Here is a 19,465-nt window from a genome sequence, read left to right as displayed (position 1 = left end):
ACAATGAAATACAATTTCAACGCCATTGAAGTTAAATGGCAAAAATATTGGGCAGACCATCAAACATTTAAGGCCGAAAACGGAAGCAACAAACCAAAATATTACGTTTTAGATATGTTCCCTTACCCTAGTGGTGCGGGTTTACACGTTGGGCATCCGTTAGGATATATTGCTAGTGATATTTATGCGCGTTACAAGCGCCATCAAGGATTTAATGTGTTGCATCCACAGGGTTATGATTCTTTTGGGTTACCTGCAGAACAGTACGCCATTCAAACAGGGCAACATCCTGCAATAACAACTGCTGAAAACATAAAAACGTATCGTCGTCAATTGGATCAAATAGGGTTTTCCTTTGATTGGTCTCGTGAAGTACGAACGTCCGACCCTAGTTATTACAAGTGGACACAATGGATTTTTATTCAATTATTCGAATCTTGGTACTGTAAAGACCACGAAAAAGCGTTTGCAATTACTGATTTGATTGATGTTTTTAAAGATTCAGGAAACGAGAATATAAATGCCGTTTGTGATAATGATACAGAACCATTTACCGCTGGAGAATGGAATGGATTTTCTTCTGAAGAACAACAAAAAATATTATTACAATACAGATTAACCTATTTAGCAGAAACCGAAGTAAACTGGTGTCCTGCATTAGGAACGGTTTTAGCTAACGATGAAATTGTAAATGGTGTTTCAGAACGTGGAGGGCATCCTGTGGTTCGTAAAAAGATGACCCAATGGAGCATGCGTATTTCAGCCTATGCGGAACGTTTGCTACAAGGGCTCGAAACTATAGATTGGACGGATTCTTTAAAAGAAAGTCAGCGTAATTGGATTGGAAAATCAGTTGGAGCGCAAGTAAAGTTTAAAGTGGTTTCAAATGAAGTAAAAGAATCGCCAGAAATTGAAGTATTTACTACAAGACCCGATACTATTTTTGGAGTAAGCTTTATGACTTTAGCTCCAGAACACGATTTGGTGCAACAAATAACAACGCCTGAGCAAAAAGAAGCTGTTGATGCCTATATTGAAGCTACTTCAAAACGTAGCGAGCGCGATAGAATGGCTGATGTAAAAACCATTTCAGGCGTGTTTACGGGGGCTTACGCCATTCATCCATTTACACAAAAGTTAATCCCGATTTGGATTGGCGATTATGTTTTGGCAGGTTACGGTACAGGAGCAGTCATGTCTGTGCCATGTGGCGATGAGCGTGATTACGCTTTTGCAAAACATTTTAATATCCCGATTCCTAATATTTTTGAAGGGGTTGATATTTCAGAAGAAGCGTTTTCAGATAAAGCAAAAACCGTTATTGGGAATAGTGATTTCCTAAACGGATTAAACTATAAAAAAGCGACTAAGCGCGCTATTTACGAACTAGAAAAAATAGGACAAGGTGAAGGTAAAACCAATTACCGTTTGCGTGATGCTGTGTTTAGCCGTCAGCGTTATTGGGGTGAGCCGTTTCCTGTGTATTATGTAAATGGGATGCCACAAATGATTGATGCAGCACATTTACCAATTAAACTTCCAGAAGTTGAGAAGTATTTACCAACCGAAACGGGCGAACCACCACTAGGAAATGCGACTGTTTGGGCTTGGGATACCGAGAAAAATGAAGTGGTTTCAAATGATTTGATTGATAACGAAACTATTCATCCTCTTGAGTTAAACACCATGCCAGGGTGGGCAGGAAGTTCGTTCTATTTTATGCGTTATATGGATCCTGATAATCAAAATGAGATTGCTTCAAAAGAAGCGATGGACTATTGGCAAGATGTTGATTTGTACATTGGCGGAAGCGAACATGCTACAGGGCATTTATTATACTCTCGTTTTTGGCAAAAATTCTTGTTTGATAAAGGCGTTGTGCCTAAAGATGAATATGCTAAAAAGCTGATTAACCAAGGAATGATTTTGGGGACTAGTGCTTTTGTTTATAGAGAAGAAGGTACAAATACTTATTTGTCTTTAGGATTAATTGAGTGTAAAAAGGTGCAACCAATTCATGTAAAAGTAAAATATATTAACGCTTCTGATGAATTAGATATTGAAGGGCTAAAAGCTGATGCCGAATTTGGAGAGGATTATGCTGATGCCGAATTTATTTTAGAAGATGGTGTTTATAAAGTAGGTAGAGACGTCGAAAAAATGTCCAAATCAAAATACAATGTTGTTAATCCAGACGATATCGTTTTAGATTATGGCGCAGATAGCTTACGTCTTTACGAAATGTTTCTTGGGCCATTAGAGCAATACAAACCTTGGAATACCGCAGGTATTACAGGTGTGCATAGTTTCCTTAAAAAACTTTGGAAATTATATGTTGATGATAACGGATTGAAAGTTACAGATACCGCACCAACCAAAGACAATTTAAAAACGCTACATAAAACTATTAAAAAGGTTCAAGAAGATATTGAGAATTTTTCGTTTAATACATCGGTATCTACCTTTATGATTGCTGCTAATGAGTTAACAACTCAAAAATGTACTAGCAAGGATATTTTAGAACCTCTGTTGGTTTTAATTTCTCCTTATGCACCACATATTGCAGAGGAATTATGGAGCCAGTTGGGTAATAATGCCTCTATTTCAACTGCGCCTTTCCCAGAATTTGATGCAAGTCATTTAGTAGAAAGCAGCAAGAATTACCCGATTTCGTTTAATGGTAAAATGCGTTTTACTATGGAATTGCCTTTGGATATGAGTAAAGATGCTATTGAAGAAGCTGTTTTAGCAAACGAAAAAACACAAGAGCAATTAGCAGGACGTACCCCTAAAAAGGTAATTGTAGTTCCTGGTAAAATAGTAAACATCGTAGGATAAATGTACATATACAACGTAACAGTAAATATTGATGAGTCGATTCATGACGAATGGTTAGTGTGGATTAAAGAACATATTCCACAAGTATTAGCTACCAGAAAGTTTGAAAAAGCAACACTAACTAGAGTTTTGGTAGAGGAAGATATGGGTGGAGTTACCTATTCTATTCAATATCGTTCTTATTCAAGAGAGAGCTTTGGATGCTTATTACAAAGAAGATGCAGAAAAGTTACGAAATGACGGTTTAACACGTTGGAAAGGAAAATCTTTAGCATTTAGAACCGAGCTTCAAATTATTGATGAATATACTGTGAATTTTAGAGTAATGCCCTGTCACCCTGAGCGCAGTCGAAGGGTCTTTTTTAAATTATTCGTGAATTCGTAGTAAATCAAAAGTAAATGAACGTTAAAGCAAAAAAACATTTAGGTCAGCATTTTTTGAAAGATGAAAACATCGCTCAAAAAATAGCGGACACCCTTTCATTACAAGGCTACACCAATGTTTTAGAAATTGGCCCAGGCATGGGCGTGCTCACAAAGTATTTGCTTGAAAAGAAAGTCACGACTTACGTTATAGAAATTGATACCGAATCGGTAGAATATCTTCAAGCAAATTACCTCAATCTCGCCCCAAGGATCATAGAAAAAGATTTCTTGAAATATGATTTAAACGACGTTTTCAATGGAGAACCTCTGGCAATCATCGGGAACTTTCCATACAATATATCATCACAAATTCTATTTAAAACATTAGAATTACGCGATCAAATTCCAGAATTTTCAGGGATGTTTCAAAAAGAAGTAGCGCAACGAATTTGCTCAAAAGAAGGCAATAAAGTATACGGTATTTTGTCTGTATTAACTCAAGCGTTTTATGATGCTGAATATTTATTTACTGTGCCACCTTCAGTATTTAATCCGCCACCAAGAGTAGATTCTGGTGTATTGAGACTAACCAGAAAAGAAAATTACAAACTAGCGTGCGACGAAAAATTATTCTTCAAAGTTGTAAAAGCAGGTTTCCAACAACGCCGAAAAACATTGCGTAACAGTTTAAAAACATTTGATTTATCAGATAATTTAAAAGCAAATGTTATCTTTGGCAAGCGTCCAGAACAATTGCAAGTGCAAGAGTTTATTGAATTAACGCAGTTGATTGAAAAGGATCGAAAATTAGCGTAGCTTTTTTTAAGTTCTTTAAAATAATAGACCTGTCAATTATTTTTCATAGAAACGGCTTTTAACAATCCAGTTGATGGAAGAGGAAAAAGAAAACATACAATTTGAGCTAACTGATGCCCTTTTAGAGCAAGTAGAATTACTTATCGAAGAACAAGACGATAAGGAACTTCAAAAGCTACTTAAAGAGTTTCACTACGCCGATATTGCTGAAATTTTAGATGAATTAGATCTAGAACAGGCAATCTATGTCATAAAACTTCTAGATTCTGAAACCACCTCAGACATCTTAATGGAGCTCGATGAAGACAATCGGGAAAAAGTCTTAAAAAACCTTTCTGTTAAAGAGATTGCCGAAGAAGTTGAAGAATTAGATACCGATGATGCCGCAGATATTATTTCTGAACTTCCAGAAGAACGTCAGCAAGCGGTAATCTCTCAAATTGAAGACGAAGAGCATAAAGAAGAAATTAAAGAACTTTTAGCTTACGATGAAGATACTGCGGGTGGATTAATGGCAAAAGAACTCGTAAAAGTTTACGAAACTTGGACGGTTGCAGGTTGCATGCGTCGTATTCGTGGCCAAGCCAAAGAAGTAACTCGTGTCCATTCTATTTATGTTGTAACTAAAGAAGAAAAATTGATTGGCAGACTATCTTTAAAAGATTTAATTGTTGCCAAAAGCGAACAAAAAATAGCAGATTTAGTAAAGGTTAATGTAGATTCTGTCAATGTAAATGACGATGTAGAAGATGTTGCAAAAGTAATGGCAAAGTACGATTTAGAAGCTATCCCAGTAGTTGATGAAAACCAAATTCTTTTAGGCAGAATTACTATTGATGATATAGTAGATGTTCTTAAGGAAGAAGCCGATAAAGATTACCAGATGGCTGCAGGTATCACAGGAGATGTAGATTCAGACGATACCATTCTAGAACTAACAAGAGCCCGATTACCATGGCTATTCTTAGGATTAGTTGGTGGAATAGGCGCATTTTTAATCATGGAAGGTTTTGAAACTCTTTTTACAGGAAAAGCAGTTGTTTTATTCTTTTTTACACCGCTAATTGCTGCAATGGCAGGTAACGTTGGTGTACAATCTAGCGCTATAATAGTACAAGGTCTCGCAAACGACGACGTAAGAGGTAGCGTGAATAGCCGTTTAATAAAAGAAATGTTGCTCGCAGCCCTCAATGGTTTAATACTCGCCCTATTTCTCTTTCTATTCGTGTGGGCATTCAAAGGCGAATTAAACACCGCACTAGCAATTTCCGTATCACTTGTAGCCGTAATTATCGTTGCAGGTCTTATAGGTACATTTGTCCCCTTATTTTTAAACAAACGCGGTATAGACCCTGCAATTGCCACAGGGCCATTCATCACAACAAGTAACGACATTTTAGGAATTTTACTCTATTTCTGGATAGCAAAAATGATTTTAGGGATTTAGTTTAAACTCTAAGTAAGCAACTTGTAAATAATACCAATAATTCTATTTTAGTACTTCATATTAATTATTTCGAATATTTCAATAAGTGATATCATTTTCGCTATTCAAATAATAGCTTCCTTGAATTAAACTTCACCTTTCAAAAGGCGTTTAGAGTTCTTAAAAAAGGTCTGAGATTTACATATTCGTTTTACATTTCAAAATTTCAAAACGTTAAATCGTGTGTAATTTCAACTAGAAAAAACATTAAAATAATTACCTTTACAATAATGGATATCCCCAACTTAGAGATACAATTAAAAACCTTGCCAAATCAACCTGGAGTTTATCAATATTTTGATAAAGAGGGCACGATTATCTACGTTGGAAAAGCAAAAAACTTAAAAAAACGCGTAAGTTCATATTTTACCAAAACTCATGAAAATGGTAAAACGCGAGTATTGGTAAAAAAAATAGTCAATATAAAACACATTGTTGTCGAAACCGAAACCGATGCACTTTTACTAGAAAACAATCTTATAAAAAAGCATAAACCGCGCTATAACGTTTTACTTAAAGACGATAAGTCATACCCGTGGATTTGCATAAAGAAAGAACGCTTTCCAAGAGTATTTTCAACCCGACGTGTTTTTAAGGGTAGTGGCGAATATTTTGGGCCATATACCAAGTGGAAAAACAGTACATACCCTTTTAGATTTAATAAGAGGCTTGTATAGTTTAAGAACATGTAATTTTAATTTATCAGAAGAAAAAGTAGAAGCTGGTAAATACAAAGTCTGTTTAGAATATCATTTAGGAAACTGTAAAGGTGCCTGCGAAGGTTTAGAAACCGAGGCAGAATACAACAAAAACATAAAAGCCATAAAAGAAATTTTAAAAGGAAACTTTAAAGATTCGTTGCAGCAATTTAAAAAGCAAATGCATCAATTGGCTGAAAATATGCAGTTTGAAGAGGCTCAAAAAATAAAAGAAAAAGTTGAGGTTTTAGAAAACTACCAATCAAAATCTACCATTGTTAATCCAAAAATTAGCAACGTAGATGTATTTTCTATTATGAGTGATGAGAGTTATGGCTATATCAACTTTTTGCAATTATCCTACGGTTCGATTATTCGTTCTCATACCTTAGAAATTAAAAAGAAGTTAGACGAAACCGATTTAGAATTATTAGAACTAGCCATCACAGAAATCAGGCAGCGTTTCAATTCCAATTCCAAAGAAATATATGTGCCTTTTAAGGTTGATATAGGTGAAGCTATAAAAGTTACCATTCCAAAATTAGGAGATAAAAAACATATTTTAGATTTATCACTCAGAAACGCCAAATATTTCCGAATGGAGCGTTTCAAACAAATGAAAATTGTAGACCCCGATAGGCATGCCAACCGTATTATGGCACAAATGAAAGCCGATTTACGTTTATCTGAAGAACCACGACATATTGAGTGTTTCGATAACTCAAATATTCAAGGTACACATCCTGTAGCCGCATGCGTGGTGTTTAAAAACGGGAAACCAAGCAAAAAAGATTACCGTCATTTCAACATAAAAACCGTAGAAGGTCCAGATGATTTTGCATCCATGGAAGAAGTAGTGTACCGCCGCTACAAACGTTTAGTTGAAGAAGAGCAACCTTTACCGCAACTCATTATCATAGATGGTGGAAAAGGGCAATTATCATCCGCATTAAAAAGTTTAGATGCGTTGAATTTAAGAGGGAAAATTGCCATCATCGGAATTGCCAAACGTTTAGAAGAATTATTTTACCCAAACGATCCAATTCCCTTATATTTAGATAAGAAAAGTGAAACCCTAAAAATTATTCAACAGCTACGAAACGAGGCTCATCGTTTTGGAATCGAACATCACAGAAATAAACGCAGTAAAACAGCGTTAAACACAGAGCTAGAAACCATAAGCGGCGTAGGCGAAAAAACGGTTGTAGAATTGCTAAGGCATTTTAAATCGGCAAAACGAGTAGCCAATGCAAAGTTAGATGAGTTGGAAGCTGTGGTTGGGGTATCTAGGGCAGAAAAGGTTTATAATTATTATCATGAAAACACAAAAAATAAGATTTAAGAATAGGATGTTGTATTTACTATTGATTAGCTGTCTAATTTTACTTTCGGCTTGGAACATCTATGCTTTAACTATTGGAAATTTGAAAGCAATAATTCCTATAATAATCCAAGGAATATTACTTTTTTTAATATTGACTGAAAATAAACATACTAAACTTGGAATTAAAATTTGGGCAATAATATTAATATTGAGTAATGGAATTTCATTTTTGGCAAAACTTCTGAAAATATTTCTTGGTGATGAAATTGTGTTTTCGGATTTACTAAATAAAACTGTATTTATTACAATTGGAGTTTTAATGTATTTATTTAATAAAAAATATGTTGAAATATCAACAATTAAAAAATCACTAACAAAAACTTGAACATAAAACCAATCATATTAACCCTATTCCTAATGGCTTCACTTTCCGCGAAAGCGCAAAACGAAGCACAAGAAAAACCTACGCAAAAAGTAGGTCTAGTGTTAAGTGGTGGTGGCGCAAAAGGCTTAGCACATATTGGTGTTTTAAAAGTAATTGATAGCTTAGGTGTAAAAGTAGATTATATAGCTGGAACTAGTATGGGGGCTATTGTTGGTTCGCTGTATGCTTCTGGGTATTCAGGAAAAGAGTTAGATTCTATCTTCAACGAATTGGATTTTGATAAAATTATAAACGACAATTTACCAAGGGCTTCAAAAGCGTTTTATGAACGTAACAATTCTGAACGTTATGCTGTCACACTACCCTTTGAAGATTTTAAATTAAAGTTACCTTCAGCGTTTTCTAGAGGTCAAAATACTTATAATTTATTTTCTAGATTAATGCTTCATGTTAATCATATAAAAAAGTTTGAAAATTTACCTATTCCTTTCTTTTGTATTTCAACCAACGTAGAAACTGGAAAACAAGTTATACTAGATAAAGGGAATTTAGCATTAACTGTGGTTGCAAGTGGCGCATTACCATCATTGTTTCAGCCAGTAACTATCAATGGAGAAGTTTTAATTGATGGCGGCGTTGTAAATAATTATCCTATAGATGAACTCAAGGAAAAAGGAATAGATATTATTATAGGTGTTGATGTGCAAGATACTTTAGTTAAGCGAGATGAATTAACGTCTGCTCCAGATGTTCTGTTTCAAATCAATAATTTCAGAACAATTAATGATATGAAATTGAAATCTAAAAAAACGGATATCTATATTAAACCAAATATTAAAGATTTTAATGTGGTATCATTCGATCAAGGCAATGATATTATAGCCAATGGAAAGAAAGCTGCTTTAGCCTATACAAGTGACTTAAAAAAGTTGACATATAAACAAACTAGTACTCCTAAAAAAACGATTCCAAGAATTGTAAAGGACAGTATTGTAATTCGCAACATAAAAGTAAGTGGTAATAAAAAATACACGCGCTCTTATATTTTAGGTAAATTAAAATTAAAAGGACTTGAAAGAGTTGCATATTCTGATTTTGTAGATGGTGTAGATAATTTAGTGGCAACAAATAATTTCGATTCATTTCAATATCAATTAATACCTACAAACGAAGATAACACCTATGATTTACAAGCTAACATAACAGAAACAAAAACTACTACATTTATAAAATTTGGAGGTCATTACGATGGTTTATACAAAAGCGCCGCACTTATAAACCTAACAAAAAAACGATTACTTTTTAACAATGATATTGCGTCCTTGGATGTAATTCTGGGAGACAACGTGCGCTATAATTTTGACTATTTAATTGACAAAGGGTTTTATTGGAGTGTGGGTTTAAGATCTCGATACAATCAGTTTAAAAAAGGTATTAGTGCAGAGTTGCTACTAGATGATGTACAGATTGAAGGGACTGGTTTAAATAAAATTGATGCGATACTCCACGATCAAACCAATCAATTTTATCTAGAAACCTTATTTAGAAAAGATTTTGCCTTTAGTATGGGCGCAGAACATAAACGTTTGGAAATTAAATCTGAAACAATTACAAGTTCTAATCAAGATGAATTTATTTTTGAAAATACCGACTATTTTAGTGCGTTTGGAACTTTAAGATTAGATACTTACGATAACAAGTATTTCCCAAAAAAGGGTGTTTATTTTAATGGCGATTTACACATGTATTTATTTGCATCTCACTTTAATGAAAATTTTGATAGTTTCTCAATAGCAAAAGCCGAAATTGGGTATGCTTTTAGTGTGTCTAAAAAGCTAGCTTTTATTGTAGGAACTAGCGGTGGCTTTAAGTTTGGTGATAAATCCACAACCACCTTAGATTTTGCCTTAGGAGGTTATGGTAATAACCTTATAAATAACTTTATCCCTTTTTATGGCTATGATTTTATTGCGTTAACAGGAAATAGTTTTGTAAAGGCTAATATGAGTATAAATTATGAGATTTTCAATAAAAACCATATTACTTTAGATGCAAATTGGGCAAATATTGATGATGATATTTTTGAATCTGGAGAATGGTTTACTTTACCAGATTATAGAGGCTATGCACTTGGTTATGCATTGGATAGCTTTTTTGGACCTATTCAAATAAAATATAGTTATTCTCCAGAACAAAATAATAGTGTTTGGTACTTTAATATTGGTTATTGGTTTTAACACACTCTATAACTAAAATATTTTTTTACGATATTTGTATGGTTATGAAGTTTTTATTTGAAGGCTTACTACAATTTCTTCACTACCTTATCAAGAGGAATCCTGAATAGGCAGGTGTTATTATTTCTGTTAATACCGATATTTCTCGGGAAAGAATCTTTTAATTTCATTATCTTTAGTTTAATTCGTTAGCCTTTTTTCTAGGGGCTAATACTTAAATCTTTAAAAATGCCTTTTTATCATAAACTTGGAGATATTCCTCCTAAAAGACATACACAATTCAGAAAAGCAGATGGTAGTTTGTATTACGAGCAATTGTTTGGAACCATTGGTTTTGATGGTATGTCCACAAATAGTTATCATGAACAACGCCCAACGCAAGTAAAAAAAATAGGGAAGCAATATAGTGTTGCACCAAAAATTGCAAAAGCAAATAACATCAAATCTTATCGATTAAAAGGGTTTCAAATAAAACCTGAAAACGATTATTTAGAAAGTCGCAAAACAGTTTTAATCAATAGTGATTGTGCCATTATTTTAGCTGCACCAAAAAAATCTACTGAAGATTATTTCTATAAAAATACCGATGCAGATGAATTATTTTTCATCCATAAAGGCTCCGGGAAATTGAGAACCATGTTAGGCAATCTAGATTTCAAATATGGCGATTACTTATTAATTCCCAGAGGAATCATTTATAAAATAGATTTTGATACTGAAAAAAATCGTTTATTTATAGTAGAATCTCGCAGACCAATTTATACGCCTAAACGATACCGCAATTGGTTTGGGCAATTACTAGAACATTCGCCTTTTTGTGAGCGTGATATTCGTCAGCCACAAGAATTAGAAACACATAATGAATCTGGAGACTTTTTAATTAAAGTAAAAAAACAAGATGATATTATAGAAATGACGTATGCCTCCCACCCTTTTGATGTGGTTGGATATGATGGATATAATTATCCATATGCGTTTTCAATTCATGATTTTGAACCTATTACTGGAAGAATCCATCAGCCACCACCAGTACATCAAACTTTTGAAACCGATGCCTTCGTGGTGTGCAGTTTTGTACCACGTCTTTACGATTATCATCCACAATCTATTCCAGCACCATACAATCATAGCAATATAGATAGCGATGAGGTATTGTACTACGTAGATGGAGATTTTATGAGTAGAAATGATGTTGAAGCAGGGCATATTTCGTTGCATCCAGCAGGTATTCCGCACGGTCCTCATCCAAGAGCCACCGAGCGTAGTATTGGAAAAACGAAAACCGAAGAACTTGCTGTAATGGTAGATACTTTTAAACCTCTTATGGTTACAGAAGAAGCTATGAAAATTGCAGATGATACTTATCATAAATCATGGTTATAAAGAGCCTTCCCTAACCCCTCCAAAGGAGGGGAAATGAATACTCATAATATCATTTTGAAAGATTTAATTGAATAAAAAACATAAATAAATACTCAAATTCCTGCTTTGAGTTTCTCCCCTTTGGGGAGATTAAGAGGGGCTTCTTTTATCATGAAAGACATAAAATCAGTAAACTACGGTTTAGAAAAAATATTTGAAGGCGCGCAAGATTTCTTGCCTCTTCTAGGAACAGACTATGTAGAATTCTATGTAGGTAACGCAAAACAAGCAGCACATTTTTATAAAACAGCATTTGGGTTTCAATCTTATGCCTATAAAGGCTTAGAGACAGGCTCAAAAGACTCTGTAAGTTATGTATTAAAACAAGATAAAATTAAATTGGTATTAACTACACCATTAACAAGTAAATCGTCAATAAACGACCATATTGTAAAGCATGGTGATGGTGTAAAAGTAATTGCACTTTGGGTAGAAGATGCCAAAAAAGCCTACGAGGAAACTACAAGTAGAGGAGCAAAATCATACATGAAGCCAACCGTTGAAAAAGATGAACATGGCGAAGTAATTCGTGCAGGCATTTACACTTACGGCGAAACAGTACATATGTTTGTAGAACGTAAAAATTACAACGGTACTTTTCTACCTAGTTTCCGTGAATGGAAAAGTGATTACAATCCAGAACCCATAGGATTGAAATACATAGATCACATGGTTGGTAACGTAGGTTGGGGACAAATGAATACTTGGGTAAAATGGTATGAAAATGTGATGGGCTTTGAAAATTTCTTATCCTTTGATGATAAACAAATCCATACTGAATATTCTGCTTTAATGAGTAAAGTGATGAGTAATGGCAACGGACGCATAAAATTTCCGATTAACGAACCTGCAAAAGGCAAGAAACGCTCACAAATTGAGGAGTATCTGGATTTTTATGAAGGTGCGGGCGTACAACATATCGCAGTCTCAACTGATGATATTATTTCTACAGTATCCAGTTTAAGAGCAAGAGGCATCGAGTTTTTATCTACGCCACCAGAGGAATATTACAGAGCAGTACCTGGGCGTTTAGAGGAACATAGTCACGAACTTAGAGAAGACATTGAAACTCTAAAAGGTTTAGGTATTATGATTGATGCTGATGAGGAAGGTTATTTGTTACAAATTTTCACAAAACCTGTTGAAGATAGACCGACACTTTTCTTTGAAATTATTCAACGTATGGGAGCAAGAGGTTTTGGTGCGGGTAATTTTAAAGCACTTTTTGAATCTATTGAAAGGGAACAAGCCAACAGAGGTACGCTTTAAAAAATAAAAGGCACGTTTACTCAATGTAACCGTGCCGTTATCAAACTAAACTAACTTAAACAAGTATTATTAATACTTGGTTTTTATTCTACATCGGGCCAATGTAAAAATGTGAGCATTTTAACTTTATAAAATAATAAGTAGTAGATAAGTCTGCTAGGTGTTGTAGTGTAAAACTCGACCCTTGTAGTAGCGCCCAAAATATTCTTGTTTTCTAGGCTTTCTAACATAACTATAACACTTGATAGGGTTGCTATTTCAATAAAATTTATATTTTTGGAACAGTAATTGTAATTTCTTACTTGAAAACAATAAAATGTATCAGAAGAAGTTACATTATAATTACCCCAGAAAGATGAAAAAATTACTACTTATAATAATTACTTTTAGTGCTATGCAAGTGTCTTTTGCGCAGCAAGAACCTGCCTTTGGAGAAGGGGAATGGTTTAAATTTAAAATGAGTTATAGTGGCTTTTTAAAAGCTGGAAATGCTACGCTTACTGTAAAAGATTCAAAATTAGATAACAAAGATGTGTATCATGTTGTTGGAAAAGGTTGGACAACCGGTATGATTCGCTGGTTTTTTAAAGTAAAAGATCGGTATGAAACGTATTTTGATAAAGCAACTACAATGCCTTATAAGTTTGTGAGAAACATTGATGAGGGTGGACATACTAAGGATATTGAAATTAATTTTGATCAAAAAAATAACAAAGCTCATATTAATAACAAAAAGCATAAAACCAAAAAAGTTATTGATACCAAACCTAATATTCAGGATATGGTATCTACGTTTTATTATTTAAGAAACAATTTGGATACCCGTAATTTAAAGATTGGCGATGAAATTAAGGTAGATATGTTTTTTGATGAAGAAAATTACGGTTTTAAACTGCAATATTTAGGCGAAGAAACTATTGATACTGAATTTGGAGATGTAGAATCTTTAAAATTTAGGCCTTATGTGATGGCAGGACGTGTTTTTAAGGAAGAAGAAAGTTTGACGCTATGGGTATCTAAAGACAAAAATAAAGTACCTTTGCGAATTAAAGCAGATTTAGCTGTTGGATCGCTACGTGCAGACTTAGAAGCTTTTAAAGGGTTAAAACATCCTTTTCAAATAGTTGTTAAAAAAGAATGAAATTAGACTCAGACATAACCAACCAACTTAAAGAAAAATACGAGTCTATAGACCAAGATTTAGATGTTCATTTAGAAGGGTTGCTGCATAGCAAACCTATAAGTTATTGGGATTATATACAAACAGATGTATTGTTAAATCTCCAAAAACCAAGAACAGACTTCCCAGATGAGATGGTATTTATTATGTACCATCAAGTTAGCGAGTTACTTTTTAAAATGATATTAACTGAAATTAAGCAGGTAGCTGAAAATGAAGTTGATGATTTAGATGCGCAGATTTTTACTGAAAAAATAATGCGTATTAGTCGTTATTTTGATGTGTTAACATCTTCTTTTAGCATCATGAAAGATGGGATGAACATTGAGCAATACAATCAGTTTAGAACCACATTAACACCTGCTAGTGGCTTTCAGAGTCCGCAATATAGATTGATTGAGTTTGCCTCTACCGAAATGATAAATTTAATCGATAAGCGTTTTAGAGATACATTTGATAAAAATTTATCTTATGAAGATGCCTTTGAATATTTATATTGGCAAGCTGCAGGTAAGGATTTTGAAACAGGAAAAAAAACATATACTTTAAAAGCTTTTGAAAAACGTTTTAAAGATGAATTTATTAGGTTTACAAAGTTTTATCAACACAATAACCTTTGGACTAAATTTAAAGAATTACCTGTTAAAACTCAGGAAAACAAAAATTTAATAAAAGCTATGAGGCATTACGATTATACAGTTAATGTAAAATGGGTTATAGCACATTACAATACTGCAAATCATTATTTAAATATTGGAGGAAAAACAGCTGAAGCTACAGGCGGCAGCGAATGGGTTAAATATATGCACCCTAAATATCAAAAAAGAATATTTTTCCCAGATTTATGGACAGAGAAAGAAATACAAGAGTGGGGAATAAATATTTAATTATAGCATTACTTGGTTTAATTTTCATGGGTTGTAAAGACGACCCAAAGCCTGAGGTAGAAGAAATTGTTGAAGTTATTCCCGAACCAGAGCCAATTACCCAATTTGGATTCATTTTAGATGATTATATTGTTAAAAACGACACTATAAAACGTGGCGATAGTTTTGGTGAGATTTTAGAACGTAACAATGTAGGTTATCCTAAAATTTTTCATATTGCTGAAAAGGCGAAAGATACTTTTGATATTAGACGACTTCAAGTAGGCAAGCCTTATACTTTGCTGTGTGCTAAAGATTCTTTACAAACACCAGAATCTTTTATTTATCAACCATCCAAAGAAAATTATGTGGTTATAAATTTCAAGGATTCTATTCATGCTTTTACCGGCAGAAAACCTATAAGATATGTTGAAAAGGTAGCTACAGGTGTTATAACCAGTAATATATCTACAACTCTTGATGAAAAAGGTTTAAGCCCAAGACTTGCCTATAAAATGGCTGATGAAATTTATGCTTGGACCATTGATTTTAGGCGTTTACAAAAAGGAGATCGTTTTAAAGTAATTTATACAGATAAATACATTGATGATACCACTTACGTAGGTGTAGACAATATTAAAGCAGCATATTTTGAGCATAATAAAGAACCTTTTTATGCTTTTGAATTCACAACAGATTCTACAAAGGGAATTATCGATTACTTTAACGAAGAAGCTAAAAATTTAAGGCGTGCGTTTTTAAAAGCTCCTGTTAAATTTAGTCGTGTATCTTCAAGATATAATTTGAAACGCCGAATAGCCGTTTATGGATTTAGAGTTAGACCTCATAAAGGCACCGATTTTGCAGCACCAATAGGAACACCTATTATGGCAACAGCTAATGGAACAGTTACAAAATCTGAACGCAGAGGTGGTAATGGTAATTACGTTAAAATCCGTCACAATGCTACTTACGAAACACAGTATCTACACATGAAAAAGCGTAAAGCAAAAGTAGGGCAGTTTGTAAAACAAGGCGATGTTATTGGTTGGGTGGGTATGACAGGAAATACAGGTGGTCCACATGTTTGTTATCGTTTTTGGAAAAACGGCAAACAAGTCGATCCTTTTAAACAAAAATTACCTGAGGCTAAACCAATTTCAGATTCACTTAAAGTTGAATATTTAAAATTTATTGAACCTATAAAAACACAGTTGGATAACATCGATTTCCTAGAAGATATTTTTGAAGATGAAAGCCAACCAGAACATACATTAAAAGAAAACACTAATCCTATTTCATAGCACCTTAATTCATGGCATTACCAAGTATTAACCCCACTACAACAAAGTCTTGGGAAAAATTGCAAGATCATTTTAAAGACATAAAAAGCATACAAATGAAAGATTTGTTTGCTCAAGATAAAGGTAGAGCAGATAAATTTACCATTACATGGGACGATTTTTATTTGGATTTTTCCAAGAATAGAATTACCAGCGACACTTTTAAATATCTTTTAGAATTAGCAGAAGATGTGAAGCTAAAAGAAGCGATTGAAAGTCAGTTTTCTGGAGATAAAATTAATTTAACCGAAGGCCGTGCTGTATTACATTCAGCACTAAGAGCACCAGAATCTGCGGTTGTAAACGTTGATGGAGAAAACGTAATTCCTGAAGTTTACAAAGTAAAACGAAAGATTGAAGGCTTTACCAATGAAGTTGTAAACGGTATTAGAAAAGGCTACACAGGTAAACAATTTACCGATGTTGTAAATATTGGTATTGGTGGTTCAGACTTAGGACCCGCAATGGTTGTGGAAGCACTTCAATATTATAAAAATGATTTGACTACGCATTTTGTGAGTAATATTGATGGCGATCATGTAAATGAAGTTATCAAAAAATTAAATCCAGAAACAACACTTTTTGTAATTGTTTCTAAAACATTTACCACTCAAGAAACCATATCTAATGCGAATACCATCAAAGCTTGGTTTTTGAATTCAGCTAAAGAAGAAGATATCGCAAAACATTTTGTAGCAGTATCCACTAATTTAGAATCGGTTAAGAATTTTGGAATAGACTCAAATAACATTTTCCCAATGTGGGACTGGGTTGGTGGTCGTTTCTCATTATGGAGTGCCGTTGGTTTAACCATAAGTTTAGCAGTAGGATATAACAATTTTGATGGTCTTTTAAAAGGGGCTAACAAAATGGATGAGCACTTTAAAAACGAAGATTTTAAAAATAATATCCCTGTTGTTTTAGCTTTAATCAGTATTTGGTATAATAACTTTTTTGAAGCTGAAAGTGAAGCTGTAATTGGCTACTCTCAATACTTAAATCAGTTTGCAACGTATTTGCAACAAGGTATTATGGAAAGTAACGGAAAAAGTATTGATAGAAATGGAGATAAAATAGATTATGAAACAGGAACTTTAATTTGGGGAGAACCTGGAACGAATTCTCAACACGCCTTTTTTCAATTAATACACCAAGGTACAAAATTAATTCCAGCAGATTTTATTGGTTTTACTCAATCGCTTCATGGTAATCAAGACCATCAAGATAAATTGACCTCAAACTTTTTAGCACAAACAGAAGCATTATTAAATGGTAAAACCAAAGCTCAAGTAGTATCGGAAAAAACACCAGATTCTATAATTCCCTATAAAGTATTTGCTGGAAATAAACCAACAAATACTCTTTTTATAAATAAATTAACCCCTGAAAGTTTGGGGAAATTGATTGCTATGTACGAGCATAAAATATTTGTTCAAGGTGTTATTTGGAATATATACAGTTATGATCAATTTGGAGTAGAATTAGGAAAGCAGTTAGCATCAAAAATTTTAAAAGAATTTGATGGTAGTGCAATAAATGAACACGATTCTTCAACAGCTAATTTGCTGAATCATTATAAAAAAATGTCTTAGTACACTAAATAATTTTTAATGAAAAGCATCGGTATTCTTAGTAGCGGTGCTTTTTTATGAATTAAAATCAGTATTTTTGAAGCGTTAAATAAAAATTCAAAATCATGTACGAAACTATTCAAGTATTACATTCATATTGGGCTTACTTAGTGCTTATAATTCTAATTATTGCCGTAGTTAACGCCATTGCTAAATCGATTGGCCAAAAAGAGTATAGTCCTGTAGATTTTAGAATTTCATTATTTACTTTAATAGTGTCTCATATTCAGTTGTTAATAGGGTTTGTGCTTTATTTCGTAGCACCTCGATTTGCTCTTTTTAACGAAATTGGTATGGGAGAAATCATGAAAGATGCAACAAACAGATTATACCTTGTGGAGCATCCTTTAATAAACATTATAGTAGTTGCATTGATTACTATTGGCTATTCTAAACACAAGAAGAAATTAACATCTGTACCAAAATTAAAAACAATTGCAATTTTTTATACAATAGCTTTAGTGTTATTAGTATCAAGAATTCCTTGGAGTGCTTGGTTAGGATAGTATCTAACTATTTTACTTCTTTAATTAAATACATATATACTGGAAAATGGTCGCTAAAGCCATTGCTAAACCCACCATCATTCCAACTTCTAAAAGGATAACCTTTGTATTTACCTTTAGTGGTAATTAAGTAATTCTTGTTAAAAATACCTGATTTATAATACCTAAAAGAGGAATAGTCTTTTTCTAGAAATGGTTTTGAGATAATTATTTGATCGAACAAACTCCATGAATCTCTATAGGCTGTGGTGCCTAATCCATCTCTATAAAAGTTTTCAAATGGGTTATATAATTCTTTAAAGCCAATTTTTTTACGTTTACGTTTCGTTTTTAAAGCATCTTTTAAACTAGCGTTATTTGGGTTATCATTTAAATCTCCCATTGTTATAATTTTAGCATAGGGGTCTAAGGCATGAAGAGAGTCTATAATTCGTTTGTTTAATTTAGCAGCAGCTACACGTTTGGGTCTACTTTTAGCCTCTCCCCCTCGTCTAGAAGGCCAATGATTCACTATAATGTGTATTAGATCATCCTCAAGTTTTCCAGTTACTAAAAGTTGATCTCTCGTTGTTATTCGCTTTCCATCTTGGTCATCATAAATTTTTAAAGTATGAGAGCTTGTACTTATAGGCGTAAATAAACTTTTTTGATATAAGAGTGCCACATCAATTCCTCTAGCATCAGGCGATTCATAATGAACAATACCATAATCTTTTTCTATTAATAAAGCATCATTTAATACAACTTCTAAAACATTTTTATTTTCTATCTCACTAACTCCTATAATAGCAGGCGAATTTTTAGTAATATCCTTTCCAATTTCAGAAATAACCCTAGCCATATTTTGCGTTTTTTGCTTAAAAGCATCAGCACGGTTCGTTTTCAATTCCATCATAGGGCTATACTCGTCAAACTTTGTAGGGTCATTTATCGTATCAAATAGATTCTCTAAATTATAAAAGGCAAGTGTATGAATTTTGAATTTTTTATCTTGAGCATTGGTAGATATAAAAAAACTCAAACATAAAATAGATATAACAAGTTTTAAAAAATTCATTCAGTCAAAGTAAAAGATTATAATGTCTACAATACAAAACT

At 33.3% G+C, this 19,465-nt stretch carries 13 protein-coding genes and 2 pseudogenes; 14 read left to right on the top strand and 1 reads right to left on the bottom strand.

What is annotated here, in order from left to right; genetic code table 11:
• The first annotated feature begins 3 nt into the window (after positions 1–3).
• The 14 genes and pseudogenes from leuS to AC0L5U_RS15815 all read left to right on the top strand — a co-directional run bounded on the left by leuS (position 4) and on the right by AC0L5U_RS15815 (position 18,367).
• The gene (leuS, locus tag AC0L5U_RS15880; RefSeq protein WP_473417448.1) at positions 4–2,838 is read left to right on the top strand and encodes a leucine--tRNA ligase; all 2,835 of its coding nucleotides are present in this window, start codon (positions 4–6) and stop codon (positions 2,836–2,838) included.
• Positions 2,839–3,223 (top strand): annotated as a pseudogene (locus tag AC0L5U_RS15875) (DUF4286 family protein). It abuts the gene before it with no gap.
• A 14-nt stretch (positions 3,224–3,237) separates the two neighbouring features.
• Positions 3,238–4,020, top strand: coding sequence for a 16S rRNA (adenine(1518)-N(6)/adenine(1519)-N(6))-dimethyltransferase RsmA (gene rsmA / locus AC0L5U_RS15870; RefSeq protein ID WP_473417447.1), 783 nt, complete (start codon positions 3,238–3,240; stop codon positions 4,018–4,020).
• A gap of 73 nt (positions 4,021–4,093) precedes the next feature.
• Positions 4,094–5,467 carry a magnesium transporter gene (mgtE, locus tag AC0L5U_RS15865; RefSeq protein ID WP_473417446.1) on the top strand — a complete coding sequence of 458 codons (1,374 nt, stop codon included), beginning with the start codon at positions 4,094–4,096 and terminating at the stop codon, positions 5,465–5,467.
• A gap of 269 nt (positions 5,468–5,736) precedes the next feature.
• Positions 5,737–7,546: pseudogene (gene uvrC, locus AC0L5U_RS15860) on the top strand (excinuclease ABC subunit UvrC).
• Positions 7,547–7,628: 82 nt separating this feature from the next.
• Positions 7,629–7,913 (top strand): hypothetical protein, encoded by a 285-nt coding sequence (locus AC0L5U_RS15855; RefSeq protein ID WP_473417445.1) that lies wholly within the window; start codon positions 7,629–7,631, stop codon positions 7,911–7,913.
• Between the two features lie 32 nt (positions 7,914–7,945).
• Entirely contained in the window at positions 7,946–10,150 is a 2,205-nt protein-coding gene (locus AC0L5U_RS15850; protein WP_473417444.1) for a patatin-like phospholipase family protein, read from the top strand.
• Between the two features lie 228 nt (positions 10,151–10,378).
• The gene (locus AC0L5U_RS15845) at positions 10,379–11,533 is read left to right on the top strand and encodes a homogentisate 1,2-dioxygenase (RefSeq protein ID WP_473417443.1); all 1,155 of its coding nucleotides are present in this window, start codon (positions 10,379–10,381) and stop codon (positions 11,531–11,533) included.
• 147 nt (positions 11,534–11,680) lie between these two features.
• Entirely contained in the window at positions 11,681–12,841 is a 1,161-nt protein-coding gene (gene hppD, locus AC0L5U_RS15840) for a 4-hydroxyphenylpyruvate dioxygenase (protein WP_473418312.1), read from the top strand.
• 355 nt (positions 12,842–13,196) lie between these two features.
• A complete protein-coding gene (locus AC0L5U_RS15835) occupies positions 13,197–13,982 on the top strand; it encodes a DUF3108 domain-containing protein (RefSeq protein WP_473417442.1) in 786 nt (261 codons plus the stop codon).
• The gene (locus AC0L5U_RS15830; protein ID WP_473417440.1) at positions 13,979–14,908 is read left to right on the top strand and encodes a tryptophan 2,3-dioxygenase family protein; all 930 of its coding nucleotides are present in this window, start codon (positions 13,979–13,981) and stop codon (positions 14,906–14,908) included. Before AC0L5U_RS15835 ends, AC0L5U_RS15830 begins: the two co-directional genes overlap by 4 nt.
• Complete coding sequence (locus AC0L5U_RS15825; protein ID WP_473417439.1) at positions 14,866–16,191, top strand: peptidoglycan DD-metalloendopeptidase family protein; 1,326 nt, start codon at positions 14,866–14,868, stop codon at positions 16,189–16,191. Before AC0L5U_RS15830 ends, AC0L5U_RS15825 begins: the two co-directional genes overlap by 43 nt.
• 11 nt (positions 16,192–16,202) lie before the next feature.
• Positions 16,203–17,822, top strand: coding sequence for a glucose-6-phosphate isomerase (gene pgi / locus AC0L5U_RS15820; RefSeq protein WP_473417438.1), 1,620 nt, complete (start codon positions 16,203–16,205; stop codon positions 17,820–17,822).
• A gap of 104 nt (positions 17,823–17,926) precedes the next feature.
• Positions 17,927–18,367: a hypothetical protein gene (locus tag AC0L5U_RS15815; RefSeq protein WP_473417437.1), complete on the top strand. Its 441-nt coding sequence runs from the start codon at positions 17,927–17,929 to the stop codon at positions 18,365–18,367.
• Positions 18,368–18,374: 7 nt separating this feature from the next.
• On the opposite strand, the gene AC0L5U_RS15810 is transcribed toward AC0L5U_RS15815, so the two are convergent.
• Entirely contained in the window at positions 18,375–19,424 is a 1,050-nt protein-coding gene (locus AC0L5U_RS15810; protein WP_473417436.1) for an endonuclease/exonuclease/phosphatase family protein, read from the bottom strand.
• Positions 19,425–19,465: the final 41 nt, after the last annotated feature.

Source organism: Jejuia sp. G7-7 (assembly GCF_055808955.1).
This window is presented reverse-complemented; position numbering and strand designations above follow the sequence as displayed.